This is a genomic window from Halomonas sp. CKK8 (assembly GCF_029625235.1).
Taxonomy (GTDB): Bacteria; Pseudomonadota; Gammaproteobacteria; order Pseudomonadales; family Halomonadaceae; genus Halomonas; species Halomonas ventosae.
In genome coordinates, this window is sequence record NZ_CP121193.1 from 3129404 (window position 1) to 3153564 (window position 24161).

The window sequence follows — 24161 nt, forward strand, 5'->3', positions numbered from 1 at the left end:
CATCACAGGGACGGCATCAGTCGAAGTCGATGCCGATGCGCCGACCGACCTCCTCGTAGGCCTCGATCACCCCGCCCAGCCCCTGGCGGAAGCGGTCCTTGTCGAGCTTCTCGCGGGTCTTGGCGTCCCACAGGCGGCAGCCGTCCGGGGAGAACTCGTCGCCCAGCACGATCTCGCCCTTGAACAGGCCGAACTCCAGCTTGTAGTCCACCAGCAGCAGGCCACCCTCGGCGAACAGCGCCTTGAGCACCTCGTTGACGCGGAAGGTGAGCGCCTTCATCTCGGCCAGCTGCTCGGGGGTCGCCCAGCCGAAGGTCTCGGCCAGCGACTCGTTGATCATAGGGTCGTGCAGGGCATCGTTCTTGAGGAACAGCTCGAAGGTGGGCGGGTCGAGCGCCTGGCCCTCCTCCACGCCGAGGCGCTTGACCAGGCCGCCGGCGGCGATATTGCGCACCACGCACTCCACCGGGATCATCTCGAGGTTCTTGACCAGGCTCTCGGTGTCGGAGAGGCGGCGGTCGAAATGGGTGGGGATGCCCGCCGCCTGCAGCTTCTCCATGATGAAGGCATTGAAGCGGTTGTTGACCATGCCCTTGCGGGCCAGCGATTCCATGCGCTCGCCGTCGAAGGCGCTGGTGTCGTCGCGGAAGGTCAGGATCAGGCGATCGGGGTCATCGGTGGCATGGACCGACTTGGCCTTGCCGGCATAGAGTTCTTGGCGCTTTTCCATGGGGAGCCTCCAGAGGCGCGGATACGGATCAGGATGGTCGTTCAGCCGAGGGTCTGCCAGGCCAGGCCAGCGTCCTGGGCGGCGACCCTCAGCCGGGATTCGTCGCCGTCGAGCAGCGGCACCAGGGCCTCCAGGGCCAGCTCGGGGCGGTTGTTGTGTTCGGAGAGATGGGAGCAGACGATGCGCTGCAGGCGGTCGAGCCCCAGCCGGGCCAGCAACCAGGCCGCCTGGCCGTTGGCCAGGTGCCCCCAGTCACCGCCGACGCGTCGCTTGAGGCTCGCGGGATAGGGCCCCTCGGCGAGCATCCGCGGGTCGTGGTTGCACTCCAGCACCAGGCCGTCGCAGCCGGTGAAGGCCTCGACCACATGCGCGCTGGGATGCCCCAGGTCGGTGAGCAGGCCGAGGCGCCGTTCGCCGGCGTCGATGCGAAACTGCACCGGCTCCCGGGCGTCATGGGGCACGGTGACCGGGTCGATGGTCAGCCCCTTGACCGTGAACCGGGCCTGGGGAGTGATCCAGTGACGGCGCGGCAGCTCGCCGAGCCGGCCCGACAGCCAGGTCCCCGGCGTCAGGTAGACCGGCAGTCCGTGGCGGCGGGCCAGGGGGCCAACGCCCCGCACATGGTCGCCATGCTCGTGGGTCACCAGCAGCGCATCGAGCTGGCGGGGATGCAGACCCAGCCGGGCCAGGCGGCGCTCGGTCTCGCGCAAGGTGAAACCACAGTCGACCAGCAGGTGCGTCTCGCCGTCGCTGACCAGCGTGGCGTTGCCCTTGCTGCCGCTGCCGAGGGAGGCGAAGGAGAGGCGCCCGCGCCCACCCGGCACCTTGCCACTCATCAGCGCAGCAGGCCCGCCACCCGCTCGAGCAGCTCGCGCTGGTCCTCGGTGGAGAGTGCCTCCTCGCCGGCACCCTGGGCCGTGAGCACGGTCTCCTCGGGGCCACGGGCCTCCAGTACCAGGCGCACCTGCCGGGTCGACTCGCCCAGGTCGAGGGTCGCAAGCGACTGCAACAGGCCCCGCTCCCGCTCGCTCTGGGTCAGGTAGCCCACCACGAAGCTGCGCGACGCGGGGTCGCGCTCAAGCAGCTCGCGACGACCCTCGACCGCGAAGTCGCGTTCTAGCTGGTGGCTGAGTTCGGCCCACAGACGATCCGCCGCGAAGGGCAGGATCACCTGCCAGTCGTCACCACGCTGCTCGAACCTGGCGCGATTCTGGGCGTCGGGCCGCTGGGCGGCCAGCGAGGCGGCGCTCGGCGACATGCTGCGTGCCTCGAAGTGGCGCTCCAGCGCCGTCAGGCAGGCGGCCTGCGTGGTCCCGCCCTGCTCGCAGCGAATCTCGCTGTCGCCGCTGCGCAGCGCCGGACGGACACTGAGCCTGGCCTGGTCGGTTTCCAGGATGCCGCGGCGGGAGTCGCTGGCGGTGACGGTCAGGCCCCGGCTGCGCACGAAGCGCTCGAGCTCCGGCCAGACCGTTGCCGGTTCGGCGCCCACCACCAGCCACCGCTCGTCGCCGACCGCGCGACGCCCGACATAGCCGCGCTCCATGCTGCGCCCGGGCGACAGGGCCTGGGGGAGCGGTGCCTCGACCACGCCCTCCTCGGCGGGCCGCGTGCCACTCACCTCGGGGACGGGCATGGCATCCCGGTAGCGCTCGGCATCGCGGCCCTCCGGCAGCACCAGGGGCGCATTCTCCTCGGCCTCGCCGTAGTCGAGGTTGCGATCATGATAGAAGCCATCACGGGCACAGCCGGCCGTGGCCAGGGCGATCACCGCCACCAGCGGCATCCATTTCAGCGCAGAGTTCATGCGTCCACCTTGCCTAGAGTTGTGCAGGGTGCGGTGCCGGGCACCGCTCAGTCGTCGATCAGGCCCGCCAGCTGCAGGGCCTCGCTGACGGTGGAATGATACTTCTCGGAGAGCCAGGTCAGCGGCAGCCGGATGCCGGGCTCGATGTGGCCCATGCGGTACAGCGCCCACTTGACCGGGATCGGGTTGGACTCGATCCCCAGGTTGGTGTGCAACGGCATCAGGCGGGTGTTGATCTGGTGGGCCCGATCGGCATCCCCGGCCACGGCGGCGCTGCACAGCTCGTGCATGGCCTTGGGGGCCACGTTGGCCGTCACCGAGATGTCGCCATGGCCGCCCATCAGCATGAAGTCGCAGGCGGTGGCGTCATCGCCGGAGTAGAGCATGAAGCCGCTGCCCTTGAGGCGCGCGATCAGGTCCTCGGCACGCTCCAGGTTGCCGGTGGCGTCCTTGAGTCCGATGATCTTGTCGACCTCGGCCAGGCGCAGCACGGTCTCGTTGTAGATGTCCGAGCAGGTGCGCCCCGGCACGTTGTAGAGGATCACCGGCAGGTCGCTGCTCTCGGCGATGGCCTTGAAGTGCCGATAGAGCCCTTCCTGGGTGGGCTTGTTGTAGTAGGGCGCCACGGTCAGGCAACAGTCCGCCCCGACCTCGCTGGCATAGCGGGCCAGTTCCACCGCCTCGGTGGTATTGTTGGAGCCGGTGCCGGCGATGACCGGGATGCGCCCGTTCACCTCCTCCACCACGGTGCGGATGACATCGAAATGCTCGGCGAACGACATGGTGGTCGGCTCGCCGGTGGTGCCGGCCGCCACGATTGCATCGGTGCCGTTGTCGAGATGAAAGTGCACCAGGCGGCGCAGGGCCTCCCAGTCGATATCGCCGTTCACCTTCATCGGCGTCGCCAGCGCGACGATACTGCCAGTGATCATCCTCTCGATTCCTCTCGATTCGCCTGCATTCGCGGTCGCGGGGACCTCGGGCAACGCCCCGGTGCCAGGGGCCAAATGGTACTCAGGCCTCGAGAGCCTGTACAGCCGCGACTTTACAGTTCGCCGTGGGTTGCGTGTAATCGGGGCTTCCTCCCTCATCCACCACAGGAGCACGACCATGAGCGTCAGCCCCGGCGAGCCCGTTCCGGACTTCACCGCCACTGCCACCGGCGACACCACCGTCACCCTCTCGGCGCTGGAGGGGAAACAGGTGGTGGTCTTCTTCTACCCCAAGGCCAGCACCCCCGGGTGCACCACCGAGGGCGGCGACTTCCGCGACCGCAAGGAGGCCTTCGACGCTGCCAACACCGTGATCCTCGGGGTCTCGCGGGACGGCATCCGCGCCCAGGAGAACTTCAAGGCCAAGCAGGACTTCAACTTCGCGCTGATCTCCGACAAGGACGAGGCGCTCTGCCGACTGTTCGATGTCATCAAGCTCAAGAAGCTCTACGGCAAGGAGCACCTGGGGATCGAGCGCAGTACCTTCCTGATCGACGCCGACGGCAAGCTCGCCCGCGAGTGGCGCGGCGTCAAGGTCAAGGGCCATGCCCAGGAGGTGCTGGATGCCGCCCAGGCCTTGCACGCCGGCTGAGCTCTTCTTTCATGTCGATCCGCGCGGGCGATCGCCCACACCCCGGGACGTTCACGACTCGGCGGGCGTCTCGGCCGTCTCCTTGAGGTGGCGCTGCTTGATGCCCCGCGGCCAGGCGTAGACCAGGGCCTTGAGCAGGGTCGCCAGGGGAATGGCGAAGAAGACCCCCCAGAAGCCCCAGATCCCGCCGAAGAAGAGGATCGCCAGGATGATCGATACCGGGTGGATGTTGACTGCCTCGGAGAACAGGATCGGCGACAGGACGTTGCCGTCCAGGGCCTGCAGCACGCCATAGGCGACCAGCACGTAGAGGAACTCGTCCGTCAGGCCGAAGTGGAAGCCGGCCACCGCCGCCACCGGCAGGGTGGTCACCGCCGCCCCGATATAGGGCACCAGCACCGAGAGGCCCACCACCACCGCCAGCAGTGCCGTGTAGGGGAGCCCGAAGTAGGCGAAGGTGAAGAAGGCCACGGTGCCGACGATGATGATCTCGATGAACTTGCCGCGCACGTAATTGGCGATCTGGTCGTCCATCTCCTCCCAGACGCGGGTCATCAGCTCGCGCCGCTGGGGCAGCAGCGAGATGGTGAAGCCCACCAGGCGGTCGCGGTCCTTGAGCATGAAGAACACCAGGATCGGCACCAGGATCAGGTAGACGATCAGCGTCAGGACGTTGCCCAGCGAGGCCAGCGACAGGGTCAGGGCGCGCTGGCCGAGCTGGGTCACCTCGCGGCCGGCCACGTCGATCCAGTTCTGCATCTGGTCGGGGGTGACCAGGTTGGGATAGCGTGCCTGGAGATCATCCAGAAGCTGCTGGCCACTGGCGAACATGCGCGGCGCCTCCTGGACCAGCCCCACCAGCTGGTTCCAGATCAGCGGCATCAGGATGAAGGCCAGCGCCAGCAGCACCCCGATGAAGGCGAGGAACACCACGAACACCGCCAACAGGCGCGGCATCCTGCGCCGCTCCATCCAGCTCACCGGCCCCTGCAGCAGGAAGGCGACCACCAGGGCGATAAGGAAGGGCGCCAGCATGCGCCCGAACAGGATCACCACGGTGAAGCCCAGCACCAGCACCACCAGCAGGATCACCGCCTCCTCGTCCGAGAAGTAGTGATCCATCCAGCTCCTGAAGACCGACCTCAGGGTCATGGAGCCGACTCCCCGCCCTTGCGGATCCAGTAGTGATAGACGTCACCGCGCTCCTCCCTGGCCGGCATATCGTGCGCGCTCTGGGCCACGAAGGTCTCGAAGTCGCGCCAGGAGCCCGCATCGGTGGCCATGACCTCCAGCAGTTGGCCGGGTGCGAGGCGCGACAACGCCTGCTTGGCCTTGAGCAGCGGCAGGGGGCAGGGAAGACCGCGGGCATCGAGCAGGTCATCGGGTTGCAGCGCCATGGTGTCTCCCGGGAAGATGGAACAGGGCGTGCCGCCCGTGGGCCCGCACGCAAGTCCCTGCGATTTAAAGGCACTTTGCGAGCCGAATCAATGTCACATCTGGGTACCTGTCACCCCTTGACGAGGACGGCCATGCTGCGTCGAACCGGAACCTGCCTCACCGCCTGCGCCCTGAGCCTGGTGCTCGCCCTGCCGAGCCAGGCCCAGTCTCCCGGCCGCTACGAGGCCCCCGGCCTGACCCGAAGCCCCTCCATCGATGCCGGGGGCGACTACGGGCTTCCCAGCCTGACCCGCCAGGGCAGCCAGGCCATCAGCGGCGAGGAGTACCGGCTGGGCCGCGCCTGGCTGCGCCAGTTCCGCGCCCGCGCCCCCGAATGGCAGGACGCCATCGCCCAGGACTACGTGGAGTCGCTGGTGGCCCGCCTGCTGCCCCACAGCGGCCTGGGAGACGCCCGCACCGCCGTCACTCTGGTGGAGAGCCGCCTGCTCAATGCCTTCGCCGTGCCCGGCGGGGTGATCGGCGTCAATGCCGGGCTGTTCGCCTTCGCCGAACGTGAGGCCGAGCTGGCCTCGGTGGTCGCCCACGAGCTCGGCCATCTCTCCCAGCGCCACTATGCCCGCGGCCAGGCCCGCGCCGAGCAGACCCAGATCCCGGCGATGGCGGCCATGCTCGCCGGCATGCTGATCGCCGCCGGGGGCGGCGGCGATGCCGGCATCGCCGCCGCCATGGGCTCCCAGGCGGCCGTCATCCAGGACCAGCTGAGCTACTCGCGGCGCTTCGAGCAGGAGGCCGATCGCGTGGGGCTGCAGGCCATGGCAGACGCCGGCTATGAACCGGTCGCCATGGTTGAGATGTTCCGCGCCATGCAGCGCATGATGAGCCTGCAAGGTGGCACTCCTCCGGAGTTCCTGCTCACCCACCCGGTGACCGAGTCACGTATCAGCGATACCCAGGCCCGCGCCAACCAGGTCTCGGTGGCGGCGCCGCGTGACGGGGACCTGCACTACCAGCTGGTGAGGGCCCGGGCACTGCTGACGGTCCACGACCGCGACCCGCAGCAGGCCAGTACCCGGCTGGCCCAGGACCAGGCGCCCGAGGCGGCCCGGCGCTACCTGGCCGCGCTGATCGATGCCCAGGCCGGTCGTACCGACCGGTCACTGGACGAGCTCGACACCCTGGCCCGGTCACAGCCCGACCTGGCGATGCTGCCGGCCTCGGCGGCCCAGGTCGCCTTCGAGGCCGGCCGCATCGACGAGGCCATCGCCCGCAGCCGTCGCCAGCTGCGGCTGATGCCGGACTACGCGCCGGCGAGCCGATTGCTGGGCGAGGCGCTGCTGCAGCGTGACCCCGACGAGGCCTACCACGTACTGCGCGAGCTGGCCGACGCCCGCCCCGAGGACCCGCAGGCGTTCACCCTGCTCGCCGAGGCCGCCGGCCGCAGCGGTCGCGAAGCCTGGGGCCACCTGGCCCGCGCCGAACAGCTGCAGCTCACCGGTCGCATCGACCGCGCCATTCGCCAGCTGGAGGTGGCCAAGGAGGTGGCCGAGCGCGAGGGTGACGGCGCCGCCGCCAGCCATATCGAGCGGCGTCGCGAGGACTTCATCGGCTACCGGGAGACGCTGGAGAAGTTCTAGCTACAAGGAGCAAGGAGCAAGGAGCAAGGAGCAAGGAGCAAGGAGCAAGGAGCAAGGAGCAAGGAGCAAGCTGCAAGCTGCAAGCTGCAAGCCAACAGCGTGAAATCACCCGCAGCAAAAGAACCCCCGGAGGCCTCAGCCTTCGGGGGGTTCTTGTCGCTTGGCGCTTGTGGCCTGGCCGCTGTTATTTCTGGAAGTTGAGCATCCGCTCGAGTGGCTTGAGGGCCGCCAGGCGCAGGGCGTCATCGACAAAGATCTCGCCCGAGCCGTCACGCAGGGTGCCCGCCAGGTTGTCCAGGGCGTTCATCGCCATCCAGGGGCAGTGTGCGCAGCTCTTGCAGGTCGCGCCATTGCCGGCGGTGGGCGCCTCGAAGAGCGTCTTCTCGGGGACCGCCTGCTGCATCTTGAAGAAGATGCCGCGATCAGTCGCCACGATCAGCTTGTCGTGGGGCAGCTCCTTCGCCGCCTTGATCAGCTGGGAGGTGGAGCCAGCCACGTCGGCCAGCTCGACCACCGAGGCCGGCGACTCCGGGTGCACCAGCACGGCCGCCTCGGGGTAGAGGCCCTTGAGGTCCTCGACGCCCTGGGCCTTGAACTCCTCGTGGACGATGCAGGCACCGTCCCAGAGCAGCATGTCGGCGCCGGTCTGTTTCTGGATATAGCCCCCCAGGTGCTTGTCCGGGGCCCAGAGGATCTTCTCGCCCCGCGCCTGAAGGTGCTCGATCACGTCAACGGCGATGGAGGAGGTCACCACCCAGTCGGCGCGCGCCTTCACCGCCGCGGAGGTGTTGGCATAGACCACCACGGTGCGGTCGGGATGGGCGTCGCAGAAGGCGCTGAATTCGTCGGCCGGGCAACCCACGTCCAGCGAGCAGGTCGCCTCCAGGGTGGGCATCAGCACCCGCTTCTCCGGGGAGAGGATCTTGGCGGTCTCGCCCATGAAGCGCACGCCGGCCACCACCAGGGTGTCGGCCTCGTGGCGGGCGCCGAAGCGCGCCATCTCCAGGGAGTCGGCCACGCAGCCACCGGTCTCCTCGGCCAGCTGCTGGATGGCATCGTCGGTGTAGTAGTGGGCCACCAGCACGGCATTGTTGGCCTCGAGCAGACGCTTGATCTCCTCGATGCGCGCCTCGTCCTCGGCGGGAATGCGGGTGGGGCAGTAGGTGCGTGCGAGCTGCTCGCGCAGATCGGCACGGGAAGTCATGATCGTCATCGTGTCTACCACCGTGACAGGCAGGGGCTCCCCCTGCATTACACCAGGTGCCGCCGCTCGTGCACTCCGCACGGGGCAACACGCCAGAGGGCCAACCGCTGCGTCTTTCGCGATGGTCGACCCGCACCACCATTCTAGACCAGAACGCTGCAATATTGACCAGTCCCGGTCAGAAAAGCGTCATGGGGATGATATGCGGCCTGCGGACGGCAGGTTCAAGGGCACGCCAGGTCCAGGCGGCCTTGGTGCCAACGGTGTGCCAGCGCACCGACGACAGCCTGCCAGAGTGTCACCATGGCCTACCGATACTTCACGATACCGTGAAGACTGGACAGTGACGCGAGGTCACCATGCCAACCCCCATCCAGCACAACGCCCCCACTACCGCCACGTTCACGACGTTCACGCGGCTTCCCGACCGCGAGCCCGGCGAGCAGCAGCACGGCTACCCCTTCTCGCCACAACGCTTGCCCGAAGCACCGCGCGAGACGCCCGCCAGGACACCCACCGAAGAACCTGACGAGCGAGCTGCCGAAGGCGACGATGACCTGATGAGCCAGGATATCAACGCGGTCGATTTCGACCCTCTCCTGTAGCATACCGGCTGGCGCGCCCCGACGAGATGCGCCAGCCGAATCCGGCAACGAGAATCCACGTCTGCTTGCTACCGGGCCGGTTCATACCGGCGCCTCGAGGATGCCGTTGACCCGTTCACTTCGTTGACTTCTTGATATCGCTCTTGAGATCACCGTACCCGGCTTCTGCCTTGCCGCCCTGCTTTTCGGCCTTACCCTTGTATTCCAGTTCCTTGTCGCCGGCCACCTTGCCGGCAACCTCCTTGACCTTGCCCTTCACCTCGTTGGCACGGCCTTTTACCTGGTTCTTGTTCACGAACGTATCTCCCGATGGTGGTTTCGCTTGGGTTCTGCCTCTCACCCTGATTCGAGTACATATCGGGGGGAGAATTTCATCATAGGCGACGCCATGCGAATGATCTGTGCGATGCCCAACATAACCGGGGAGTCTACCAGGCGATCTGGTTTTCGATCCGTATCGCTGCAACGTACTGGCGAGAGAAGACATGGTGGGGACATGACGACTCCTTTCAGACTCTACTCACCGGGGCAACGGTAGCGCACTGCCACACACCAGAATCGCGTTAGCAATCAGGATACTTCCGGAATTAGAAGGCTCAATATACCCAACCGTTCAGCCAGTGAACAACAACTTCATGCGCCGCGGAGATGGCAGAAATCCATGTACTACTACTGGTAGCGATAAGCTACCATGACAACTGTATCCGAGGATCATATTGGAGTCCCTCATGCCCAAGATCACAGACGAATCCAGCACCTTCACACAGCTGAGGGACAAGGCCGAAGCAGGGTTACAGGCGGGCACGACACCGACAGCGAGTCACTGGTCGTTGGGCGTTGACGCCCTGAGCCTTCTCCACCGGCTGTCCAGCAATCCCGACAACGCACAGGACGCCCTCAAGCTTCTTCATGAACTCCAGGTTCACCAGGTAGAACTGGACTTGCAGAACGAGGCGATCGCCGGCAACGAGCAGGCACTCATCGAGGAGTTGAGGCTTTACCAGGCGCTCTACGATTCCGCCCCGCTTGCCTATTTTCTCATCGACCTCGAGGGCAAGGTGATTCAGGGCAACCTTGCCGCCGCGGAACTCCTTGGCGTGGCACGTCATGATCTTGCTCGGCACCCCATCGATTCCTTCCTGCGCCCGGAGAGCCGTCCGCTTCTGCGTGGCCTGCTGCAGCGTGTCGCACAGGCCGGCATCCGGGGCTGCTGCGTGGCCGAGACGGGGGGATGCGCAACGGGTTCCAGACACGTACGATTACTGGCATCCACCCCACCAGGGCGCGAGCATATCCTGTTAGCCTGCTGCGATCACAACGGTGCGGACCCCATCGCCTAGCCGCTCCATGCCATGACAGCCTTGACTCCTACCCAGTCATCCACAGTCCCCCCGAAGGGGGTACGCATCCTCGGCATCGGCGCATCCGCCGGGGGACTGGCGCCGCTGGAAGAGTTCCTTGCCCGGATTCCGCCCCACAGCCACCTGGCCTATGTGGTGGTGCAGCATCTCGACCCCACCCATCGGGCGCTGCTCCCTGAACTGCTCCAGCGCGTCACCCCGATGTCGGTTCGGCAAGCGTCCCACGGCATGCCCATCGAGCCTGACTGCGTGTATGTGATTCCGCCGAATACCGAACTCAGCGTTGTCGACGGTGTGCTGAACCTGGCGAGGCCCATGGAACCCAGGGGGATGCGCCTGCCGATCAACGTGCTGTTCTCTTCCCTGGCCCGCGCGCAGGGGGAAGCCGCTATCGGGGTCGTACTGTCCGGCATGGGCGCCGACGGCACCCTGGGTCTGCAGGCGATCAAGGCGGTGGGCGGCCTCGCGGCGGTGCAACAGCCCGACACCGCACAATTCGATGCCATGCCCAAGAGCGCCATCGCCGCCCACTGTGCCGATATCATCGCCCCTCCTGGCGACTTGCCCGCCCGAATCCTGGCCTGCATTGCCCAGGCAGCCGCCACGGGCGCCTCCGCCACGCCATCGGGAGAGCCAGGGGCGGAGCCCGGGTCGGAATCATCGCCCCTGTCGCGGATTCTCCGTCTGCTTCAGCAGCGAACCCGCCACGACTTCTCTCTTTACAAGCGAAACACTCTGCACCGCCGCATGGAGCGTCGCATGGCGATCCATGAAATCGACACCCTGACGCACTATGCGGATTTTCTCGAATACAACCCCCAGGAAATCGACCTGCTGTTCAAGGAAGTGCTCATCGGGGTGACCAGCTTCTTCCGTGATGCCAAGGTCTGGCAGTACCTGGCTGACGTCATTCTCCCGGAACTGTTGGCAAGACCGCACCGGGAGACTCACCTGCGGGCCTGGGTGGTCGGCTGTTCGACCGGCGAAGAGGCCTACTCCCTGGCCATGCTCTTCACGGAAGCATTGGACAAGCTGCCGGATCGCCACGACGTCACCCTGCAGATCTTCGCCTCCGATCTGAGTCCGGATGCCATTGCCACGGCTCGCGGCGGCCATTACCCCGCCGGCATCAGCAGCAGTGTCTCGGCCGAGCGCCTGGCTCGCTTTTTCAGCGTTCAGGGTGATGGCTACCAGATCAACCGGGAGATCCGCGACCTGGTGCTGTTCGCCCAGCAGGACGTGGTGCTGGATCCCCCCTTCACTCGCCTCGATCTGATCTCGTGTCGTAACTTGTTGATCTACTTCGACCAGAGCCTGCAGCAGAAGCTCATCCCCCTGTTTCACTACAGCCTGCGCGCCGGCGGGGTACTGGTACTCGGGAGTTCGGAGACGGTAGGGCGTCACAGACAGCTGTTTGCCCCCATTGCCTCCAAGCTGCGGATCTACCTGCGCCAGGACAATGCGGAAAGCCGCGATATGCGGTTGCCGGTCAAGTCCTTCCCCCCCCTGACCTGGATAGCCAAGGAGCTTCCCGTGCCACCCAGCCCCTCGTCCGCTCGCACCGGTGATAATCTGCAGGCGGCAGCCGACCAGGTGTTGTTGCAGGTCTATGCCCCCGCCGCCGTGGTGGTCAACGGTGAGGGGGATATCGTCTATATCAGCGGGCGCACCGGAAAGTACCTGGAACCCGCCGCCGGCAAGGCCAACTGGAATTTTCACGCCATGGTGCGGGAAGAGCTGCGGGCACCCATCGCCAGCGCCCTGCGCCAGGCCGCCAGCCAGAACGAAGCGGTGCAGCTGCAGGACCTGGAGGTCCAACTGCCCGGCGGGGGCCTTCAGGGCGCCGACATCACCGTACAGGCACTGCGGGAGCCCACCGCCCTGCGAGGGATGACGATGATCGTGTTCCGCGACGTCGCCCCGCCCCATGCCGGGCCGTCCCGCAAGACGGCGACAGCGGCAGTCAGGCCACCGTCACATGCCAAGGAGCTTCAACACTACCAGGACGAGATCCAGGCGCTGCGTGAGGAAAACCGCGCGTCCCGGGAGGAGTTACAGTCGGCCAATGAGGAACTCCAATCGACCAACGAGGAGTTGCAGTCGACCAACGAGGAGCTGACCACGTCGAAGGAAGAAATGCAGTCCATGAACGAAGAGCTGCAGACCATCAACGCGGAGATGCAGACCAAGCTCGACGATCTCTCTCTCGCGCAGAGCGACATGAGGAACCTGCTCAACAGCATCGAGATAGCCATCGTGTTTCTCGACCAGAACCTGCACGTTCGCCGTTATACCGAAAGGGCATCGAAGATCATCAACATCCGTGAAAGCGATGTGGGACGCCCCCTCAGTGATCTCACCACCAGCCTTCTGTATCCGGAACTTCATGACGATGCGCTCACCACCCTGAGCACACTGGAATTTTCCGAGAAGCAGATTCTCGCTACAGACGGTCGCTGGTTTACGGTGCGAATCATGCCCTACCGCCGACTGGATAATGTGATTGACGGGGTAGTGATCACCCTTCTCGATATCACGGCAACCAAGGAACTTGAACAAGCCCTGCGCAAGGATGTGAAATCGTAAAAGTCAGGCCATGAGACAGGGCTTGCAGACACGGTCGATCCGGATGGGCGATGCCATCCGGACCTTTCCGGCTCAGTTTCCTGAGCAAATCAATTACGAGTATAGAATGTCTCGACGGTCGAGTTCCAGGTGGGATCCGCCATATCCGGCCATTGATCCTTGTCGAAGCCCGGCGCCTTCTTCAAGCGGTCGATTTCCACATCGAGCAAGAAGCGCCGATTCGTCGCGTCATGCTTCAAGGCCTTCCATGGAATGGCGAACAGACGGTCACCCATGCCCATGAAACCACCCGTTGCCAAGACGACGTAGCGTATTTTTCCCTCCTCCACGTCGAGCATGATGTCCTGTATCTTGCCGAGATTCTCATCTTTCATATTAAAGATGTCATCACCAGTGATGGTGGAACCGCTCAACAGCATCGCGCCAGGCTGCTTGTCATCGATGGCAACATGACCGGTCTTTGACTGCATCGTTGTATCGTTCATTTCTTGTCCTTCCTGTGATTGTCATTGATATCTTTCAGCACGGTACCGACCTTGCCACCACGCTTATCGTGTTGACCCTTCTGCTCCTTGCGCTTGCCGTCGGCACCCCCCTTTCCCTTCTCCTTTCGCACGCTCTCCTTGACCGGATGACGGCTCATGAGCGACCTCCTGTGTATCAATCTATCTGGGCACTTACCCTCACTCTTCATCCACGTGGACGAGGGGTGATGATGCCAGACTAGCCCGGGCTCGGGGTCGGGTCTGTGCGCTGTACAACTTATGCGGAGTTGTTCTTTCAGGCAGGCATCCGGGGCGCTGCCTCACGGTACGGCGACTCTGTGTGCTAGCGCACCGAATTATCATTCGCTTATACCTAAGCTGAACCCAGGTCGAAATGGGTTTCCAGGTCTCGGGAACTGCCCTCCAGGCCCTGGAGGTTCAGGCAGTTGGTGTCCATACCCCGGCTATCCACAGATATCAACACGATAGGGACTGATGAGATCGACCGTCAGATATTCATCGAGACCACTGACGACGTTGATCGTCACACCAGATGGCGCGTTGTCACCCGTCTACACAGCGACACAAGAGGGTTGGATCATGGCGACGAAAACAAGCGAACACGATAGTACCGATTCGTTCGAGGGCAAGGCTCACGAAGCGATAAACAGGGCCGCCGAGACCGCTGGCAAGGCGGAGGAATACGCTCGGCAGCACGCATCCCACGCCGATGAACGTGTTCGCGAGGCAGCAGCCCATGGGCGCCAGCGGGCCGATGATCTGCTCGAACGCGTGACCGGCCACGTCCGCGAGAAGCCGCTGCTGTCCATTGGCATCGCCTTTTTTGTTGGCGTGCTGTACTCATCGCTGAGGCGTCGCCGGTAACGCACGGCTTGCAGAACGGCAAAGCCGGCCACGCCACCGGCAGGTCTGGCATTGGGAACGCCAATGACACAGGGTTGACAGCACATTGCCATGTCATGGAATGACGTGGCAATGTTTGGTAGCGCACCGACAAAGCGATATTTTTTGCCCAGTCTGACATGGCATTCCCGTGATTCGGGAACTGATCTCCAGACCCACTGAGGGTCTGGAAGACTGCCGTCAAGCAGAGGAGGCTCAATCATGAAGAAGCTAAAGAGGTTAATCCTTTCCGCCGCCATTGTACCGGCACTAGCATTCAGCACGACGGCAATGGCCGAGAAGCATGACGCCATGGAGACAGACGGTGAGCAGCATGCCGAGCAGCAAAGTACCGGCGAACAGCAACGTGTTGGCGAGGTTGGCGAGCAGCAGATGAGCGGTAAGCCCGCTGGTGCCTTCTACGCCGACGACGTCATTGGCAAGACCGTCAAGCACCGCGGGACAGATGAGGATGTGGGCGAGATCCAGGATCTGGTCATCGGCAATGACGGCCGCATCGTCGGCGTCGTGGTGGAGACTAGTGGCTTCCTGGGGCTCGGCGGACAACACGTGGGGCTGGGCTGGGACCACATAGAACACACCATGGAAGAAGACGAATCCGTTTTCTACACGGATATTGACGAGGAAACGCTGCGCAACTCGCCCGAATATGAGCGCGATTGATCCAACCCACAGTCGGCGAGGGCACATCGTGCCCCCGTTGTCTTGACTCCATCCTCAGAAGTCGTAGCCCATGCTCCGGGGATGCCCCCGGCCCTCATCGCCCTGAAGGCGTCATCCGCGGCGCAGGGGGGGTCTAAGCCACGACAGCAAGACGCTCCCCTTCGAATTATTGTCATGACATCTCGGCTGGCGCGCTCTCCCCAGAGTGCGCCAGCCAACCTCATGGTGCGCCGCCTTTGGTGATGACGCGCCGGTAGAGACTTCGATCGGCGGCATAGCAGCCACAGGAGGCCTCGATCAGGCCCGCCCGGTCCAGCACCGTGATATCCCCCCGCTGATAGCTGATCAGCCGGCGCCCCTGAAGCGCCATGGCGGCCAGGGTGATGCCGGCACGACGCACCCCCAGCATCATGGCCAGGAACTCGTGGGTGAGATGCAGTCGATCGGAGTGGGCACGATCCTGGGTCATCAACAGCCAGCGCGCCAGGCGGGCCTCGACCTGATGAAAGTGGGTACATGCCGCCACCCGAGTGAGCTGCTGCATCAGCACGTAGAGATAGCGATTCAGCAGCGCCTCGAGTGCGGGGCGCTGCTCCAGGTGACGGCAAAAGGCAACCGCCGGCATGCGCAGGGCCTGCCCTGCCCCCTGCACCAGAGCGCGCAAGGGCGACTCATCCAGCCCCAGGATCAAGGGCATGCCGTACATCCCTTCACTGCCGACCATCGCCACTTCCAGCCGCTCACTGTCACTCAGGCTGGCAATCAGGGAGATGAAGCCGTCGAGCGGAAAATGGACATGCAGGATCTGCCCACCTGGCTCGGTCAATACCTCACCAAACGCCAGGTCGATGGTCTCGCAGTCGGCAAGGAAAGACGCCCGGTCCTGAGGCGGCAGGCTGTCGATCAGGTGGTTGGTCATCGGACCGGGGATAGAGGACTGCATGTGCTCGCTCCTGGTGAAGACCCGGCAATCGGCACATGGCAGGCAACCACCAGGCTCCGAGGCCGGCGGCAGCCGGGGTGATCAGGCAGTCACCGAAAAGCCACCGAACGAACAGTGGCATGTTCATCATCATGCCGTCGGTGCGCCAGGAGACACACGAAGGGCACGTGCTGCTCGAACACGATCTCGCGCCGCGAGGAAAAGGGCCCCATCACCCGGGACGATGGTAGCTCAGCAGGCGATCGTACTCCTTCTTGACGACCGCATAGCACTCACAGACCCGCACCTCCAGGCCAGGCCTGTCCAGGATGCTGATGTGCCCGCGATGGTAGGAAATCAGCCCGGCCCTCTGCAGCTTGCCGGCCGACTCGGTGACGCCCTCTCGGCGGACACCCAGCATGTTGGCGATCAGCTCCTGGGTCATGACCAGCTCGTTGGTCGGCAAGCGATCCAGGCTCAGCAAGAGCCACCGACACAGCTGCTGATCCAGGCTGTGGTGCCGGTTGCATACCGCCGTCTGCGCCATCTGGGTGATCAGGGCCTGGGTGTAACGCAGCAAAAGGTACTGGAGCGTCGACGCGCGATCGAATTCATCCTTGATGAGTTGCCCCTTGAGGCGATAGGCGCTGCCGGCGCTCTGCACGATGGCACGGCTCGGCGTAGTTTCGCCGCCCATGAACAGCGAGATGCCGACGATACCCTCGGCACCGACGACGGCAATTTCCGTCGAATCCCCATCTTCCATCACGCAGAGGAGCGATACGATGCAGTCCACCGGGAAGTAGACATGGCGCATCACCTTTCCCGACTCGACCAGCGACTCCCCCAGGATCAACTCGACTCGCTCGAGGTGGGGTGCCAGGCGCTGGTATTCATCCCTCGGCAGGGCCGCCAGCAGGTGATTCTGACGAGGGTCATGTTGCTGGGCCATGACGAACACTCCCGTATCGGGCAAGCCGCCCTGGCAACAGGGGGAGAAGAGCGGGCTTGTCCGATGGTGGTTGACGAACCGAGGCAGCCGCTGGAACGCCTTGCCGGCCTCACCCCGGGTCACATCAAGAGACAGGCGACCGGCGGCCCAAGGGTACCAGCCATCCGCTAACAAATTGAAATATTTAGAAAAAAGACGAATCAAACAAGACTCACTGCACTCCCCCCAGCCGCCGAAACACGCTCAGGAAGTGAAGTCCATGCCATGTACGCTAACGCACGGAAGCGACGCCGTCACGCCACTACGCTCGCTGGATATCGGCCAGGCGCTCCAGGGCTCGGGCCAGGCAACGCCACCCCGGCGGAAATCGGACATCGGCAGAACAGGAAACCGGCTCATGGTAATGCACGCCCTTCTGATGACCAGGTCCCTTGTCTCACGCCATCGAGCGCACCAGCGGACCACGCCATCCTTGCCCACCGCATGGGCATCTGCGCCATGGGCCAGGCGCGTTCCCAGGCCGAGTCCATGAGGGACGATTCGATGCTTGAGGGCACCGCCTGGACACCACTCGGTTCCGCCGCCTTCCCTGCCGAGCAGCCGCTGCGGCAAGGTCACCCTCCGCGCACGGAGGTCCTCCCCGAGCGAACAGCGACCAGAACCTCGAGACGGTGCCTCGCAGCGGCCCTGGAGGCCGAGAAGCGATGGGCCCGGGCGGCCCTCGGCGCCATCGGCGATGCCGTCCTGACCATCGACCTCCGCGGGACGGTCACCTACATGAACCGGGTGGCGGAGACCCTGACAGGCTGGTCACAACGGGAGGCCATCGGAGCGCCACTCTCGCGTGTGTTTCCTCTCGTCGATGGCAAGACACACCGCACGGCCATCACCCCCGGGCGGCGCGCCATCGAGGAGAACAGAGCGGTGGGCCTCGCCCTGGATGGCGTGCTGGTCCGCCAGGATGGCAGCAAGCTTGCGATCGAGGATTCCGCGGCGCCCATCCATGACCGGGAGGGTCGCGTCACCGGCGCCGTGATCGTGTTCCACGACGCCTCCCAGTCGCAGGTCATGCTGGAGCGGATGGCCCACCTCGCGCAGCATGATGCACTCACCGGCCTGCCCAACCGTGCCCTGCTGACCGAACGGCTCTCCCGCGCCCTAGGCCTGGCCCGACGTCACCGCCACCTGGTCGCCCTGCTCTATCTCGACCTTGACGCCTTCAAGCCCATCAATGATTCGTTCGGCCATGCCGTGGGGGACAGCCTGCTCCAGGCGGTGGCGAGTCGTGTTCAGGAGTGCATGCGCGACATCGACACCGTCTGCCGCCAGGGTGGCGACGAATTCGTGATCCTGCTCGCCGAGATCAGGCGACCCGAGGATGCCACCCGAGTCGCGGAAAAGCTGCTCGCCGTCCTCGGCAGGCCGTACTGCATCCATGGCAATCAACTCCTTGTCACGCTCAGCATCGGCATCAGCCTCTACCCGGATGATGCCGACGATGCCGATGCCCTCATGCACAACGCCGACACGGCCATGTACCACGCCAAGCGAAATGGTCGAAATGGGCATCACTGCTTCACGGCCGAGATGAATACCCGCTTCCTGCAACGCAGGCGGACTGAACCAGGCCTGCACCACCCCCTCCAGCCCTCGCAACTCGTTCTCGACTTCTAGTGGAGGGCCGGGCGTTCCGCCAGGCATCGGATGCGAAGCGCACTGTACGCCAACGAACAGATGGCGGGGGGCCAGTCGCCTATCATCAACGTGGGTGAGGCAAGGGAACTGCTTGTACAGGGAGTTGCACCACGCGTCGCACGGACGGCGACGCCATCATGACACGAGCCATCCCGCAGCATCCTGGCACAGGATCATGCGCCAAACAGGAATACTTCTTAATGAACAACATCGTTTATATCGTCGGTGCAATCGTCATCGTGTTGGTGATTCTCTCCGTTCTCGGTCTTCGTTGAGACAAGCGACGAGCGAGTGGATCGGCATGGCAGCAGAATCCATGAGGCTGCCGACCGAAGATGCGCCATCTCACTGGAACGTCCCCGTGAGCCTCAGCAAAGGGCGAGGTGATCGCCAGTAGCGCGGGCCATGCCCGACAGCGAACTCACGTGGACCCCACATACGAAAAGCGCCCTCGCTTCCAGGAAGCGAGGGCGCTTTGTCGTGAATCTGGTGGGTCGTGTAGGATTCGAACCTACGACCAATTGGTTAAAAGCCAACTGCTCTACCAACTGAGCTAACGACCCGGTGCTTGCAGGCAAGCATACAGGCTCGGATGGTGGGTCGTGTAGGATTCGAACCTACGACCAATTGGTTAAAAGCCAACTGCTCTACCAACTGAGCTAACGACCCCTCCGAACGGGTGCAGATATTACTGATCTGCCCCCGTGATGGCAAGCGATTTTTGCCTTTGGTCGCAAGGCGGAACCGCGGTCAGCGCCCGCGCTGGCCCTTGGGCTTGCGCATGGCCTGCACCGGGCGGCGCTTGTGCTTGTCGCGGCTCCAGCGATTCTTCTCGTCCGGGGTCAGCTCCGGCACCTTGCGTGCTTCCAGGCCGGCCGTCGCCGAGAGGTCATCGATCTCGTCCTGGGAGAGCTCCACCCACTCGCCGGCCTTGGTCCGCTTATCGAGGAAGATGTTGCCGTAGCGTACCCGCTTGAGGCGGCTGACGGTCAGCCCCTGGGACTCCCAGAGCCGGCGCACCTCGCGGTTGCGGCCCTCAATGATGACCACGTGGAACCAGGTGTTGATGCCCTCGCCGCCGAACTCCTGGACGTCGGTGAAGCGCGCCGGCCCGTCGTCGAGCATCACGCCCTCGACCATGGCCACCACCTGCTCCTTCTTCACCTCGCCCATCACGCGAACGGCATACTCGCGCTCCACCTCGGTGGAGGGGTGCATCAGCTTGTTGGCCAGTTCCCCATCCGTGGTGAACAGCAGCAGGCCACTGGTGTTGATGTCCAGGCGGCCAATGGCGATCCAGCGCTCGCCCTTGAGGCGCGGCAGGCGATCGAAGACCGTGCGCCGCCCTTCCGGGTCCTTGCGGGTGCACAGCTCGCCCTCGGGCTTGTTGTACATGATCACCCGGCGCGGCACCTCCTCGGCGCCGCGCAGGGTCACCGGGCGGTCGTCGAGGGCCACGCGGTCGCGCATCTCGATGCGGTCGCCCAGGGTCGCCACCTTGCCGTTGACCTTGACCCGGCCATCGGCGATGGCCGTTTCCATCTCGCGGCGCGAGCCCAGCCCGGCGCGTGCCAGGACCTTCTGCAGTTTCTCGGTGGTAGTGCTCATCGGTCGTCATTCTCGCTGGATGTGGATTCCGTCCCCGGAGCAGCGTCATCGGCGACGCGGCCCCGGGCACGTTCGGACAGGCGAGCCTCCAGATCGGCGAAGCTCAACCCTGCCCGCTCGGACGCCGTCCCGGCGTGTTCGTCTTCGTCGGCCCTCCCGGCCGTCGGGTCGGTGGCCTGCTGGGCCACCTCGTCGCCCGCCTCGGGCAACGTCTGGTCGTTTGCCTCGTCCGCGTCAGTCGTCCCATCGGCCGCCTCGTCCGCCTGGGCCAGCAGCTCGTGCTGGGGCGGCGGCGCCTCCTCCTCCAGGCTCGGCTCCTCGAAGTGCTTGAGCTCGTGCATCGGCGGCAGCTCGTCGAGGGTCTTGAGGCCGAAGTCGTCGAGGAAGCTTCGCGTGGTGGCATAGACCGCCGGGCGGCCCGGCACGTCACGGTGGCCCACCACGCGGATCCAGCCGCGGTCGAGCAGGGTGCGCATGATCGAGCCGCTGACCGTCACGCCCCGCACCTCCTCGATGTCGCCACGGGTCACCGGCTGGCGATAGGCGATCAGCGCCAGGGTCTCCAGCAGCGCCCGGGAGTAGCGCTGGGGCCGCTCGTCCCAGAGCCGCGACACCCAGGGCGAGAGGCGCGGCCGGATGCGCAGCTGGTAGCCCGAGGCGGTCTCGATCAGCTCCATGGCCCCGCGTTCATGGCGGCCCCCCAGGCGTTCCAGGGCCTCACGCAGGGCGCGCCGCGGCGGGCGCTCGTGGTCATCGAACAGCCCCTCCAGGCGCTCCAGCCCCAGCGGCTCCCCGGCCGCCAGCAGCGCCGCCTCGAGGATCTCGTCCAGGGCATCGGGAAACTCCATGGCAGTCATGCCGGATCGCTCCCGTCCGGGTTTTCGCGACGCTCATCATCGAAGGGGCTCTCGCCGCCCTCGCCCTCCTCCAGGGTCTCCGCCTCGAAGGCCTCCTGCTCGTCCAGCCGCGCCCGCACGTGGATCGGCGAGAGCGGGGCATTCTGCACGATCTCGATCATCGCCTCCTTGGCGAGCTCGAGGATCGCCATGAAGGTGACGATGACCCCGGCCCGCCCTTCCTCGAGGGTGAACAGCGCCTCGAAGGCGGTGTAGTGCTCGTGGTCCAGGCGCTCCATGATCGCCAGCATGCGCTCCCGGGTCGAGAGCCCCTCGCGGCTGATCTGGTGGGCCTGGTTGAGCTCCGCGCGGCGCAGGATGCCGGCCAGGGCCCCGAGCAGCTCGTCGAGCTCCACGTCGGGGTGGATCAGCCGCGCTTCCAGGGACGGCAGTGCCGCCCGGGCCGGGAACCAGTCACGCCCCAGGCGCGGCAGCTCGGCCAGCGACTCGGCAGCGTGCTTGAGCCGCTCGTACTCCTGCAGCCGGCGGATCAGCTCGGCGCGCGGGTCCTCCTCCTCGTCGTCCCCGCCTTCCTTGGGCGGGCGCGGCAGCAGGGTGCGCGACTTGATCTCGGCCAGCATGGCCGCCATCAGCAGGTACTCCCCGGCCAGCTCGATCTCCATGGCCTTCATCAGCTCCACGTACTCGATGTACTGGCGGGTGATGGCGGCGACGTCGATGGCCAGGATATCCAGGTTCTGGCGGCGGATCAGGTAGAGCAGCAGGTCGAGCGGCCCCTCGAAGGCCTCGAGGAAGACGCGCAGCGCCTCCGGCGGGATATAGAGATCCTCCGGCAGCTGGGTGATCGGCTCGTCGAATAGCCGCCCCAGCACCGCGGCGTGGCCGGCCGCGGCATCGGTCTGTTCGGGGCTGGCGGTATCGGGGGTGATGCTCACGCGGCGTGCCTCTCCGGGGACGCAGGAACAACGGGGCAGTCTAGCAAGATGCCTCTGGCACAGACAGCCCGGGTCAGCTGATTGTCACGCCACCCGGCACCTCGCCTTCATGACACAGGCGGTCGCGACCGGATGCCTTGGCCGTATAGAGCGCCTTGTCGGCTCTCTCCATGGCACTATCCGGCGAATCCTCTACGCCTAACGCCACTACCCCCAAGCTGATCGTCAAGCAGATGCTGGTGTCACCCGAGGCCACATGCAGGGCCGCGATGGCCCGGCGGAAACGCTCGGCGACCCCGAGGGCCACGTCAAGCGAGGTGTCAGGCAACAGGATGGCGAACTCCTCACCTCCCAGCCGACCCAGTGTGTCAGAGGCCCGCAATTGCTCCCGGCCTGCGCTGACCAGGGCCTTGAGCACCTCGTCGCCGGCGGCATGGCCAAACGTATCGTTGATACGCTTGAAGTGGTCGGCATCGAACATCACCAGGCAGGCGTCGACACCATGCCGCTTGACGCGAGACAGCTCGGTATCGAGAGACTGCATGAAGTGGCGCCGATTTGGGGCACCCGTCAGCATGTCCACCGTCGCCAGCCGACGGAAGCGAGCCTCGCTCTTCTGGAGTTCGAGTTGCAGTCGCTTGCGCTCCGAGACGTCGGCAATGTAGCCGTGCCACAACACGCTGCCATCCGCCAGGCGCTCAGGCGCAGCACTCCCTTCCACCCAGAGCTCCTGCCCCCCGGGATGCAGGACGCGGTATTCGCAGTGCCACGGGCTCAGCGTCTCGGCCGACATCTCGATCGCAGCCTTGACGTCCGGCTGGTCATCAGGATGAATCTTGCGAAAGGCCGCCTCATCGCTATGCGCCAGCTCCTCGGGGGGCACTCCATAGATCTCCAGGCTGCTGGTACTGGCATAGGGAAAGCAGCCCTTGCCATCCAGGGTGAGATGATATTGATAGATGAAACCTGGCAGCTGCTGGGCCAGCTTTTCCAGCCGCTGGCTGAGGCGAATGGAGTGGCTGATATCGAGGATCGCTCCTACCACCTTGACGGAATGCCCTGCCTTATCGGTGATCAGCCGCTTCTCGCTCTGCACCTGAATATAGTGGCCATCCCGGTGACGCAGGCGGTAATTGAGCTGGATCGGCCCTTCCCCCGCCAGCATGGCCTTCACCTTGGCCACGACCAGAGAGGCATCGTCGGGGTGGAGCATGGCGTTCCAGACGGCTTGGCCCAGCAGTTCGTCGCGAGCGAAGCCGAACACTCGCTCCACGCTGGAGCTGATATAGGTGGGGATCAGCTCGGGGTTAGGCTGACACTCGTAGATCACCACGGGACTCGCTTGAAGAAGCTGATCCAGGGCCTTGAAGGCATCGCGACTCTTTCGCTCTGCCTGCTTGATTGGGGTAATATCGCGCGCGATGGCGGCCAGTTCGACAACGTCGCCGGCCGCGTCCTCCACGGGCACTAGCATGGTCTGCCAGTCACGCACGCCGGCAGGCAGCTCGAGGCGCTCTTCGTACTGGATCGGCTCCTGGCGCCGAACACATTCACGATAATGGGCCTTGACGGCGGATGCCTGGAGCGGATCAAGCAGCGTATCCGGCGTCTGGTTGCGAAGGGCCTCAAGGGAGATACCGGTCTGGTGCCTGTGGGCGGGATTGTTGTAACGAAAGACGAAGGTGTCGTCAGGCTCGACCTTGACCAGAAAGATGGGATCGGGGGCACTCTCGATAAAGCGCCGATGCAGCGCTAGCGTGCTGTCCAATCGCTCCCGCTCAGCCATTTCTCGGGTCACATCCCGCGCGATGCCGAACAGGCGCATCGGCTCGGCGCCTGCGCTGCGCATCAGCCAGGCGCGATCATGAATCCAGACCAGTTCGCCGTCGGGTTTCAGGATTCGATAGCGGCGCTCCACTTGGCCCTGCTGTAGGAGACGATCATGGGAGGCCGCAACATCCTCGCGGTCGTCCGGATGCACGATAGTCAACCAGAGCTGGGAATCCTCCATGAATGCCTGAACCGGGCGTCCGAACACGGAAGCAGCGGCCGGGTTGAGGTACTCGAGCTGAAGATGGGGATAACCGACCGCCCAGATCACGTCATCAACCTTCTCCACCAGGCTTGCGAAAAAGTCGTCTGGCAGCACCTCTCCCCCATCATCCATTGTTGTGCACCTGCCTACCCGCGGTGCCACTTTACCAAGCTTTACCG

The 24161-nt window shown here is 64.8% G+C and carries 25 protein-coding genes and 2 tRNA genes; 9 read left to right on the forward strand and 18 right to left on the reverse strand.

The genetic code is table 11. The features are described from left to right. Nucleotides 1-16: 16 nt before the first annotated feature. Genes purC through dapA form a run of 4 tightly spaced genes read right to left on the reverse strand, consistent with a single transcriptional unit; the run spans nt 17 to nt 3466 of the window. Entirely contained in the window at nt 17-730 is a 714-nt protein-coding gene (purC, locus tag P8934_RS14790) for a phosphoribosylaminoimidazolesuccinocarboxamide synthase (RefSeq protein WP_278031717.1), read from the reverse strand. A 41-nt stretch (nt 731-771) separates the two neighbouring features. Continuing rightward, entirely contained in the window at nt 772-1566 is a 795-nt protein-coding gene (locus P8934_RS14795; RefSeq protein ID WP_278031718.1) for an MBL fold metallo-hydrolase, read from the reverse strand. Continuing rightward, nucleotides 1566-2534 (reverse strand): outer membrane protein assembly factor BamC, encoded by a 969-nt coding sequence (locus tag P8934_RS14800; protein WP_278031719.1) that lies wholly within the window; start codon nt 2532-2534, stop codon nt 1566-1568. The genes P8934_RS14795 and P8934_RS14800 overlap by 1 nt, the downstream gene beginning before the upstream one ends. Nucleotides 2535-2581: 47 nt before the next feature. Then, on the reverse strand, nt 2582-3466 hold the full coding sequence (dapA, locus tag P8934_RS14805) for a 4-hydroxy-tetrahydrodipicolinate synthase (protein ID WP_106230629.1): 885 nt from the start codon (nt 3464-3466) through the stop codon (nt 2582-2584). 178 nt (nt 3467-3644) lie between these two features. Here dapA and P8934_RS14810 point away from each other — a divergent pair, with 178 nt between their 5' ends. Next, the gene (locus tag P8934_RS14810) at nt 3645-4118 is read left to right on the forward strand and encodes a peroxiredoxin (RefSeq protein ID WP_278031720.1); all 474 of its coding nucleotides are present in this window, start codon (nt 3645-3647) and stop codon (nt 4116-4118) included. 51 nt (nt 4119-4169) lie between these two features. Here P8934_RS14810 and P8934_RS14815 read toward each other — a convergent pair whose 3' ends face one another. Continuing rightward, complete coding sequence (locus P8934_RS14815; RefSeq protein WP_278031721.1) at nt 4170-5270, reverse strand: AI-2E family transporter; 1101 nt, start codon at nt 5268-5270, stop codon at nt 4170-4172. Then, entirely contained in the window at nt 5267-5515 is a 249-nt protein-coding gene (locus P8934_RS14820; protein WP_278031722.1) for a sulfurtransferase TusA family protein, read from the reverse strand. Before P8934_RS14820 ends, P8934_RS14815 begins: the two co-directional genes overlap by 4 nt. A gap of 132 nt (nt 5516-5647) precedes the next feature. Here P8934_RS14820 and P8934_RS14825 point away from each other — a divergent pair, with 132 nt between their 5' ends. Continuing rightward, on the forward strand, nt 5648-7150 hold the full coding sequence (locus P8934_RS14825) for a M48 family metalloprotease (RefSeq protein ID WP_278031723.1): 1503 nt from the start codon (nt 5648-5650) through the stop codon (nt 7148-7150). A gap of 184 nt (nt 7151-7334) precedes the next feature. Here the strand turns inward: P8934_RS14825 and nadA are convergent, their stop codons facing one another. Further along, on the reverse strand, nt 7335-8363 hold the full coding sequence (gene nadA, locus P8934_RS14830) for a quinolinate synthase NadA (RefSeq protein ID WP_278031724.1): 1029 nt from the start codon (nt 8361-8363) through the stop codon (nt 7335-7337). Nucleotides 8364-8713: 350 nt separating this feature from the next. Here nadA and P8934_RS14835 point away from each other — a divergent pair, with 350 nt between their 5' ends. Beyond that, nucleotides 8714-8959, forward strand: coding sequence for a hypothetical protein (locus tag P8934_RS14835; RefSeq protein ID WP_278031725.1), 246 nt, complete (start codon nt 8714-8716; stop codon nt 8957-8959). A 115-nt stretch (nt 8960-9074) separates the two neighbouring features. Here P8934_RS14835 and P8934_RS14840 read toward each other — a convergent pair whose 3' ends face one another. Beyond that, on the reverse strand, nt 9075-9254 hold the full coding sequence (locus P8934_RS14840; RefSeq protein WP_278031726.1) for a CsbD family protein: 180 nt from the start codon (nt 9252-9254) through the stop codon (nt 9075-9077). A 433-nt stretch (nt 9255-9687) separates the two neighbouring features. Here P8934_RS14840 and P8934_RS14845 point away from each other — a divergent pair, with 433 nt between their 5' ends. Both P8934_RS14845 and P8934_RS14850 read left to right on the forward strand, forming a co-directional pair. After that, nucleotides 9688-10299: a PAS domain S-box protein gene (locus tag P8934_RS14845; protein WP_278031727.1), complete on the forward strand. Its 612-nt coding sequence runs from the start codon at nt 9688-9690 to the stop codon at nt 10297-10299. 12 nt (nt 10300-10311) lie between these two features. Further along, nucleotides 10312-12906: a chemotaxis protein CheB gene (locus tag P8934_RS14850; protein ID WP_278031728.1), complete on the forward strand. Its 2595-nt coding sequence runs from the start codon at nt 10312-10314 to the stop codon at nt 12904-12906. A gap of 89 nt (nt 12907-12995) precedes the next feature. On the opposite strand, the gene P8934_RS14855 is transcribed toward P8934_RS14850, so the two are convergent. Together P8934_RS14855 and P8934_RS14860 are read right to left on the reverse strand one after the other, a co-directional pair. Continuing rightward, nucleotides 12996-13391 carry a PRC-barrel domain-containing protein gene (locus tag P8934_RS14855; protein ID WP_278031729.1) on the reverse strand — a complete coding sequence of 132 codons (396 nt, stop codon included), beginning with the start codon at nt 13389-13391 and terminating at the stop codon, nt 12996-12998. Continuing rightward, nucleotides 13388-13549, reverse strand: coding sequence for a hypothetical protein (locus P8934_RS14860; protein ID WP_278031730.1), 162 nt, complete (start codon nt 13547-13549; stop codon nt 13388-13390). Before P8934_RS14860 ends, P8934_RS14855 begins: the two co-directional genes overlap by 4 nt. A gap of 442 nt (nt 13550-13991) precedes the next feature. Here P8934_RS14860 and P8934_RS14865 point away from each other — a divergent pair, with 442 nt between their 5' ends. Both P8934_RS14865 and P8934_RS14870 read left to right on the forward strand, forming a co-directional pair. After that, entirely contained in the window at nt 13992-14276 is a 285-nt protein-coding gene (locus tag P8934_RS14865; RefSeq protein ID WP_278031731.1) for a hypothetical protein, read from the forward strand. Between the two features lie 240 nt (nt 14277-14516). Continuing rightward, nucleotides 14517-14978: a PRC-barrel domain-containing protein gene (locus P8934_RS14870; protein ID WP_278031732.1), complete on the forward strand. Its 462-nt coding sequence runs from the start codon at nt 14517-14519 to the stop codon at nt 14976-14978. Between the two features lie 220 nt (nt 14979-15198). Here P8934_RS14870 and P8934_RS14875 read toward each other — a convergent pair whose 3' ends face one another. Next, nucleotides 15199-15921, reverse strand: a complete 723-nt coding sequence (locus P8934_RS14875; RefSeq protein WP_278031733.1) for a Crp/Fnr family transcriptional regulator — start codon at nt 15919-15921, stop codon at nt 15199-15201. A gap of 211 nt (nt 15922-16132) precedes the next feature. Beyond that, nucleotides 16133-16852 carry a Crp/Fnr family transcriptional regulator gene (locus P8934_RS14880; RefSeq protein WP_278031734.1) on the reverse strand — a complete coding sequence of 240 codons (720 nt, stop codon included), beginning with the start codon at nt 16850-16852 and terminating at the stop codon, nt 16133-16135. A 543-nt stretch (nt 16853-17395) separates the two neighbouring features. Here P8934_RS14880 and P8934_RS14885 point away from each other — a divergent pair. Then, a complete protein-coding gene (locus P8934_RS14885; RefSeq protein WP_278031735.1) occupies nt 17396-18526 on the forward strand; it encodes a diguanylate cyclase in 1131 nt (376 codons plus the stop codon). Between the two features lie 158 nt (nt 18527-18684). Further along, nucleotides 18685-18822, forward strand: a complete 138-nt coding sequence (locus P8934_RS14890) for a hypothetical protein (protein WP_278031736.1) — start codon at nt 18685-18687, stop codon at nt 18820-18822. Between the two features lie 212 nt (nt 18823-19034). Here the strand turns inward: P8934_RS14890 and P8934_RS14895 are convergent. The 6 genes from P8934_RS14895 to P8934_RS14920 all read right to left on the reverse strand — a co-directional run bounded on the left by P8934_RS14895 (nt 19035) and on the right by P8934_RS14920 (nt 24114). Beyond that, nucleotides 19035-19110 (reverse strand) — tRNA-Lys (locus P8934_RS14895). 30 nt (nt 19111-19140) lie between these two features. Next, nucleotides 19141-19216: transfer RNA gene (locus tag P8934_RS14900), tRNA-Lys, on the reverse strand. A gap of 81 nt (nt 19217-19297) precedes the next feature. Further along, the gene (gene rluB / locus P8934_RS14905; RefSeq protein ID WP_278031737.1) at nt 19298-20155 is read right to left on the reverse strand and encodes a 23S rRNA pseudouridine(2605) synthase RluB; all 858 of its coding nucleotides are present in this window, start codon (nt 20153-20155) and stop codon (nt 19298-19300) included. Then, nucleotides 20152-21012, reverse strand: a complete 861-nt coding sequence (scpB, locus tag P8934_RS14910; protein ID WP_278031738.1) for an SMC-Scp complex subunit ScpB — start codon at nt 21010-21012, stop codon at nt 20152-20154. The genes rluB and scpB overlap by 4 nt, the downstream gene beginning before the upstream one ends. After that, nucleotides 21009-21884 carry a ScpA family protein gene (locus P8934_RS14915; RefSeq protein WP_278034047.1) on the reverse strand — a complete coding sequence of 292 codons (876 nt, stop codon included), beginning with the start codon at nt 21882-21884 and terminating at the stop codon, nt 21009-21011. The genes scpB and P8934_RS14915 overlap by 4 nt, the downstream gene beginning before the upstream one ends. 136 nt (nt 21885-22020) lie before the next feature. After that, complete coding sequence (locus tag P8934_RS14920; protein ID WP_278031739.1) at nt 22021-24114, reverse strand: PAS domain-containing protein; 2094 nt, start codon at nt 24112-24114, stop codon at nt 22021-22023. Between the last annotated feature and the right edge of the window lie 47 nt (nt 24115-24161).

Bases quoted from the DNA above. Each gene is read 5' to 3' on its own strand.
- P8934_RS14860 (WP_278031730.1), bottom strand. From the start codon at position 13,549: ATGAGCCGTCATCCGGTCAAGGAGAGCGTGCGAAAGGAGAAGGGAAAG.
- P8934_RS14850 (WP_278031728.1), top strand. From the start codon at position 10,312: ATGACAGCCTTGACTCCTACCCAGTCATCCACAGTCCCCCCGAAGGGG.
- purC (WP_278031717.1), bottom strand. From the start codon at position 730: ATGGAAAAGCGCCAAGAACTCTATGCCGGCAAGGCCAAGTCGGTCCAT.
- nadA (WP_278031724.1), bottom strand. From the start codon at position 8,363: ATGACGATCATGACTTCCCGTGCCGATCTGCGCGAGCAGCTCGCACGC.
- P8934_RS14920 (WP_278031739.1), bottom strand. From the start codon at position 24,114: ATGGATGATGGGGGAGAGGTGCTGCCAGACGACTTTTTCGCAAGCCTG.
- rluB (WP_278031737.1), bottom strand. From the start codon at position 20,155: ATGAGCACTACCACCGAGAAACTGCAGAAGGTCCTGGCACGCGCCGGG.
- P8934_RS14800 (WP_278031719.1), bottom strand. From the start codon at position 2,534: ATGAACTCTGCGCTGAAATGGATGCCGCTGGTGGCGGTGATCGCCCTG.
- scpB (WP_278031738.1), bottom strand. From the start codon at position 21,012: ATGACTGCCATGGAGTTTCCCGATGCCCTGGACGAGATCCTCGAGGCG.
- P8934_RS14865 (WP_278031731.1), top strand. From the start codon at position 13,992: ATGGCGACGAAAACAAGCGAACACGATAGTACCGATTCGTTCGAGGGC.
- dapA (WP_106230629.1), bottom strand. From the start codon at position 3,466: ATGATCACTGGCAGTATCGTCGCGCTGGCGACGCCGATGAAGGTGAAC.
- P8934_RS14890 (WP_278031736.1), top strand. From the start codon at position 18,685: ATGACACGAGCCATCCCGCAGCATCCTGGCACAGGATCATGCGCCAAA.
- P8934_RS14885 (WP_278031735.1), top strand. From the start codon at position 17,396: ATGCTTGAGGGCACCGCCTGGACACCACTCGGTTCCGCCGCCTTCCCT.
- P8934_RS14795 (WP_278031718.1), bottom strand. From the start codon at position 1,566: ATGAGTGGCAAGGTGCCGGGTGGGCGCGGGCGCCTCTCCTTCGCCTCC.
- P8934_RS14835 (WP_278031725.1), top strand. From the start codon at position 8,714: ATGCCAACCCCCATCCAGCACAACGCCCCCACTACCGCCACGTTCACG.
- P8934_RS14875 (WP_278031733.1), bottom strand. From the start codon at position 15,921: ATGCAGTCCTCTATCCCCGGTCCGATGACCAACCACCTGATCGACAGC.
- P8934_RS14825 (WP_278031723.1), top strand. From the start codon at position 5,648: ATGCTGCGTCGAACCGGAACCTGCCTCACCGCCTGCGCCCTGAGCCTG.
- P8934_RS14820 (WP_278031722.1), bottom strand. From the start codon at position 5,515: ATGGCGCTGCAACCCGATGACCTGCTCGATGCCCGCGGTCTTCCCTGC.
- P8934_RS14815 (WP_278031721.1), bottom strand. From the start codon at position 5,270: ATGACCCTGAGGTCGGTCTTCAGGAGCTGGATGGATCACTACTTCTCG.
- P8934_RS14870 (WP_278031732.1), top strand. From the start codon at position 14,517: ATGAAGAAGCTAAAGAGGTTAATCCTTTCCGCCGCCATTGTACCGGCA.
- P8934_RS14845 (WP_278031727.1), top strand. From the start codon at position 9,688: ATGCCCAAGATCACAGACGAATCCAGCACCTTCACACAGCTGAGGGAC.
- P8934_RS14880 (WP_278031734.1), bottom strand. From the start codon at position 16,852: ATGGCCCAGCAACATGACCCTCGTCAGAATCACCTGCTGGCGGCCCTG.
- P8934_RS14810 (WP_278031720.1), top strand. From the start codon at position 3,645: ATGAGCGTCAGCCCCGGCGAGCCCGTTCCGGACTTCACCGCCACTGCC.
- P8934_RS14855 (WP_278031729.1), bottom strand. From the start codon at position 13,391: ATGAACGATACAACGATGCAGTCAAAGACCGGTCATGTTGCCATCGAT.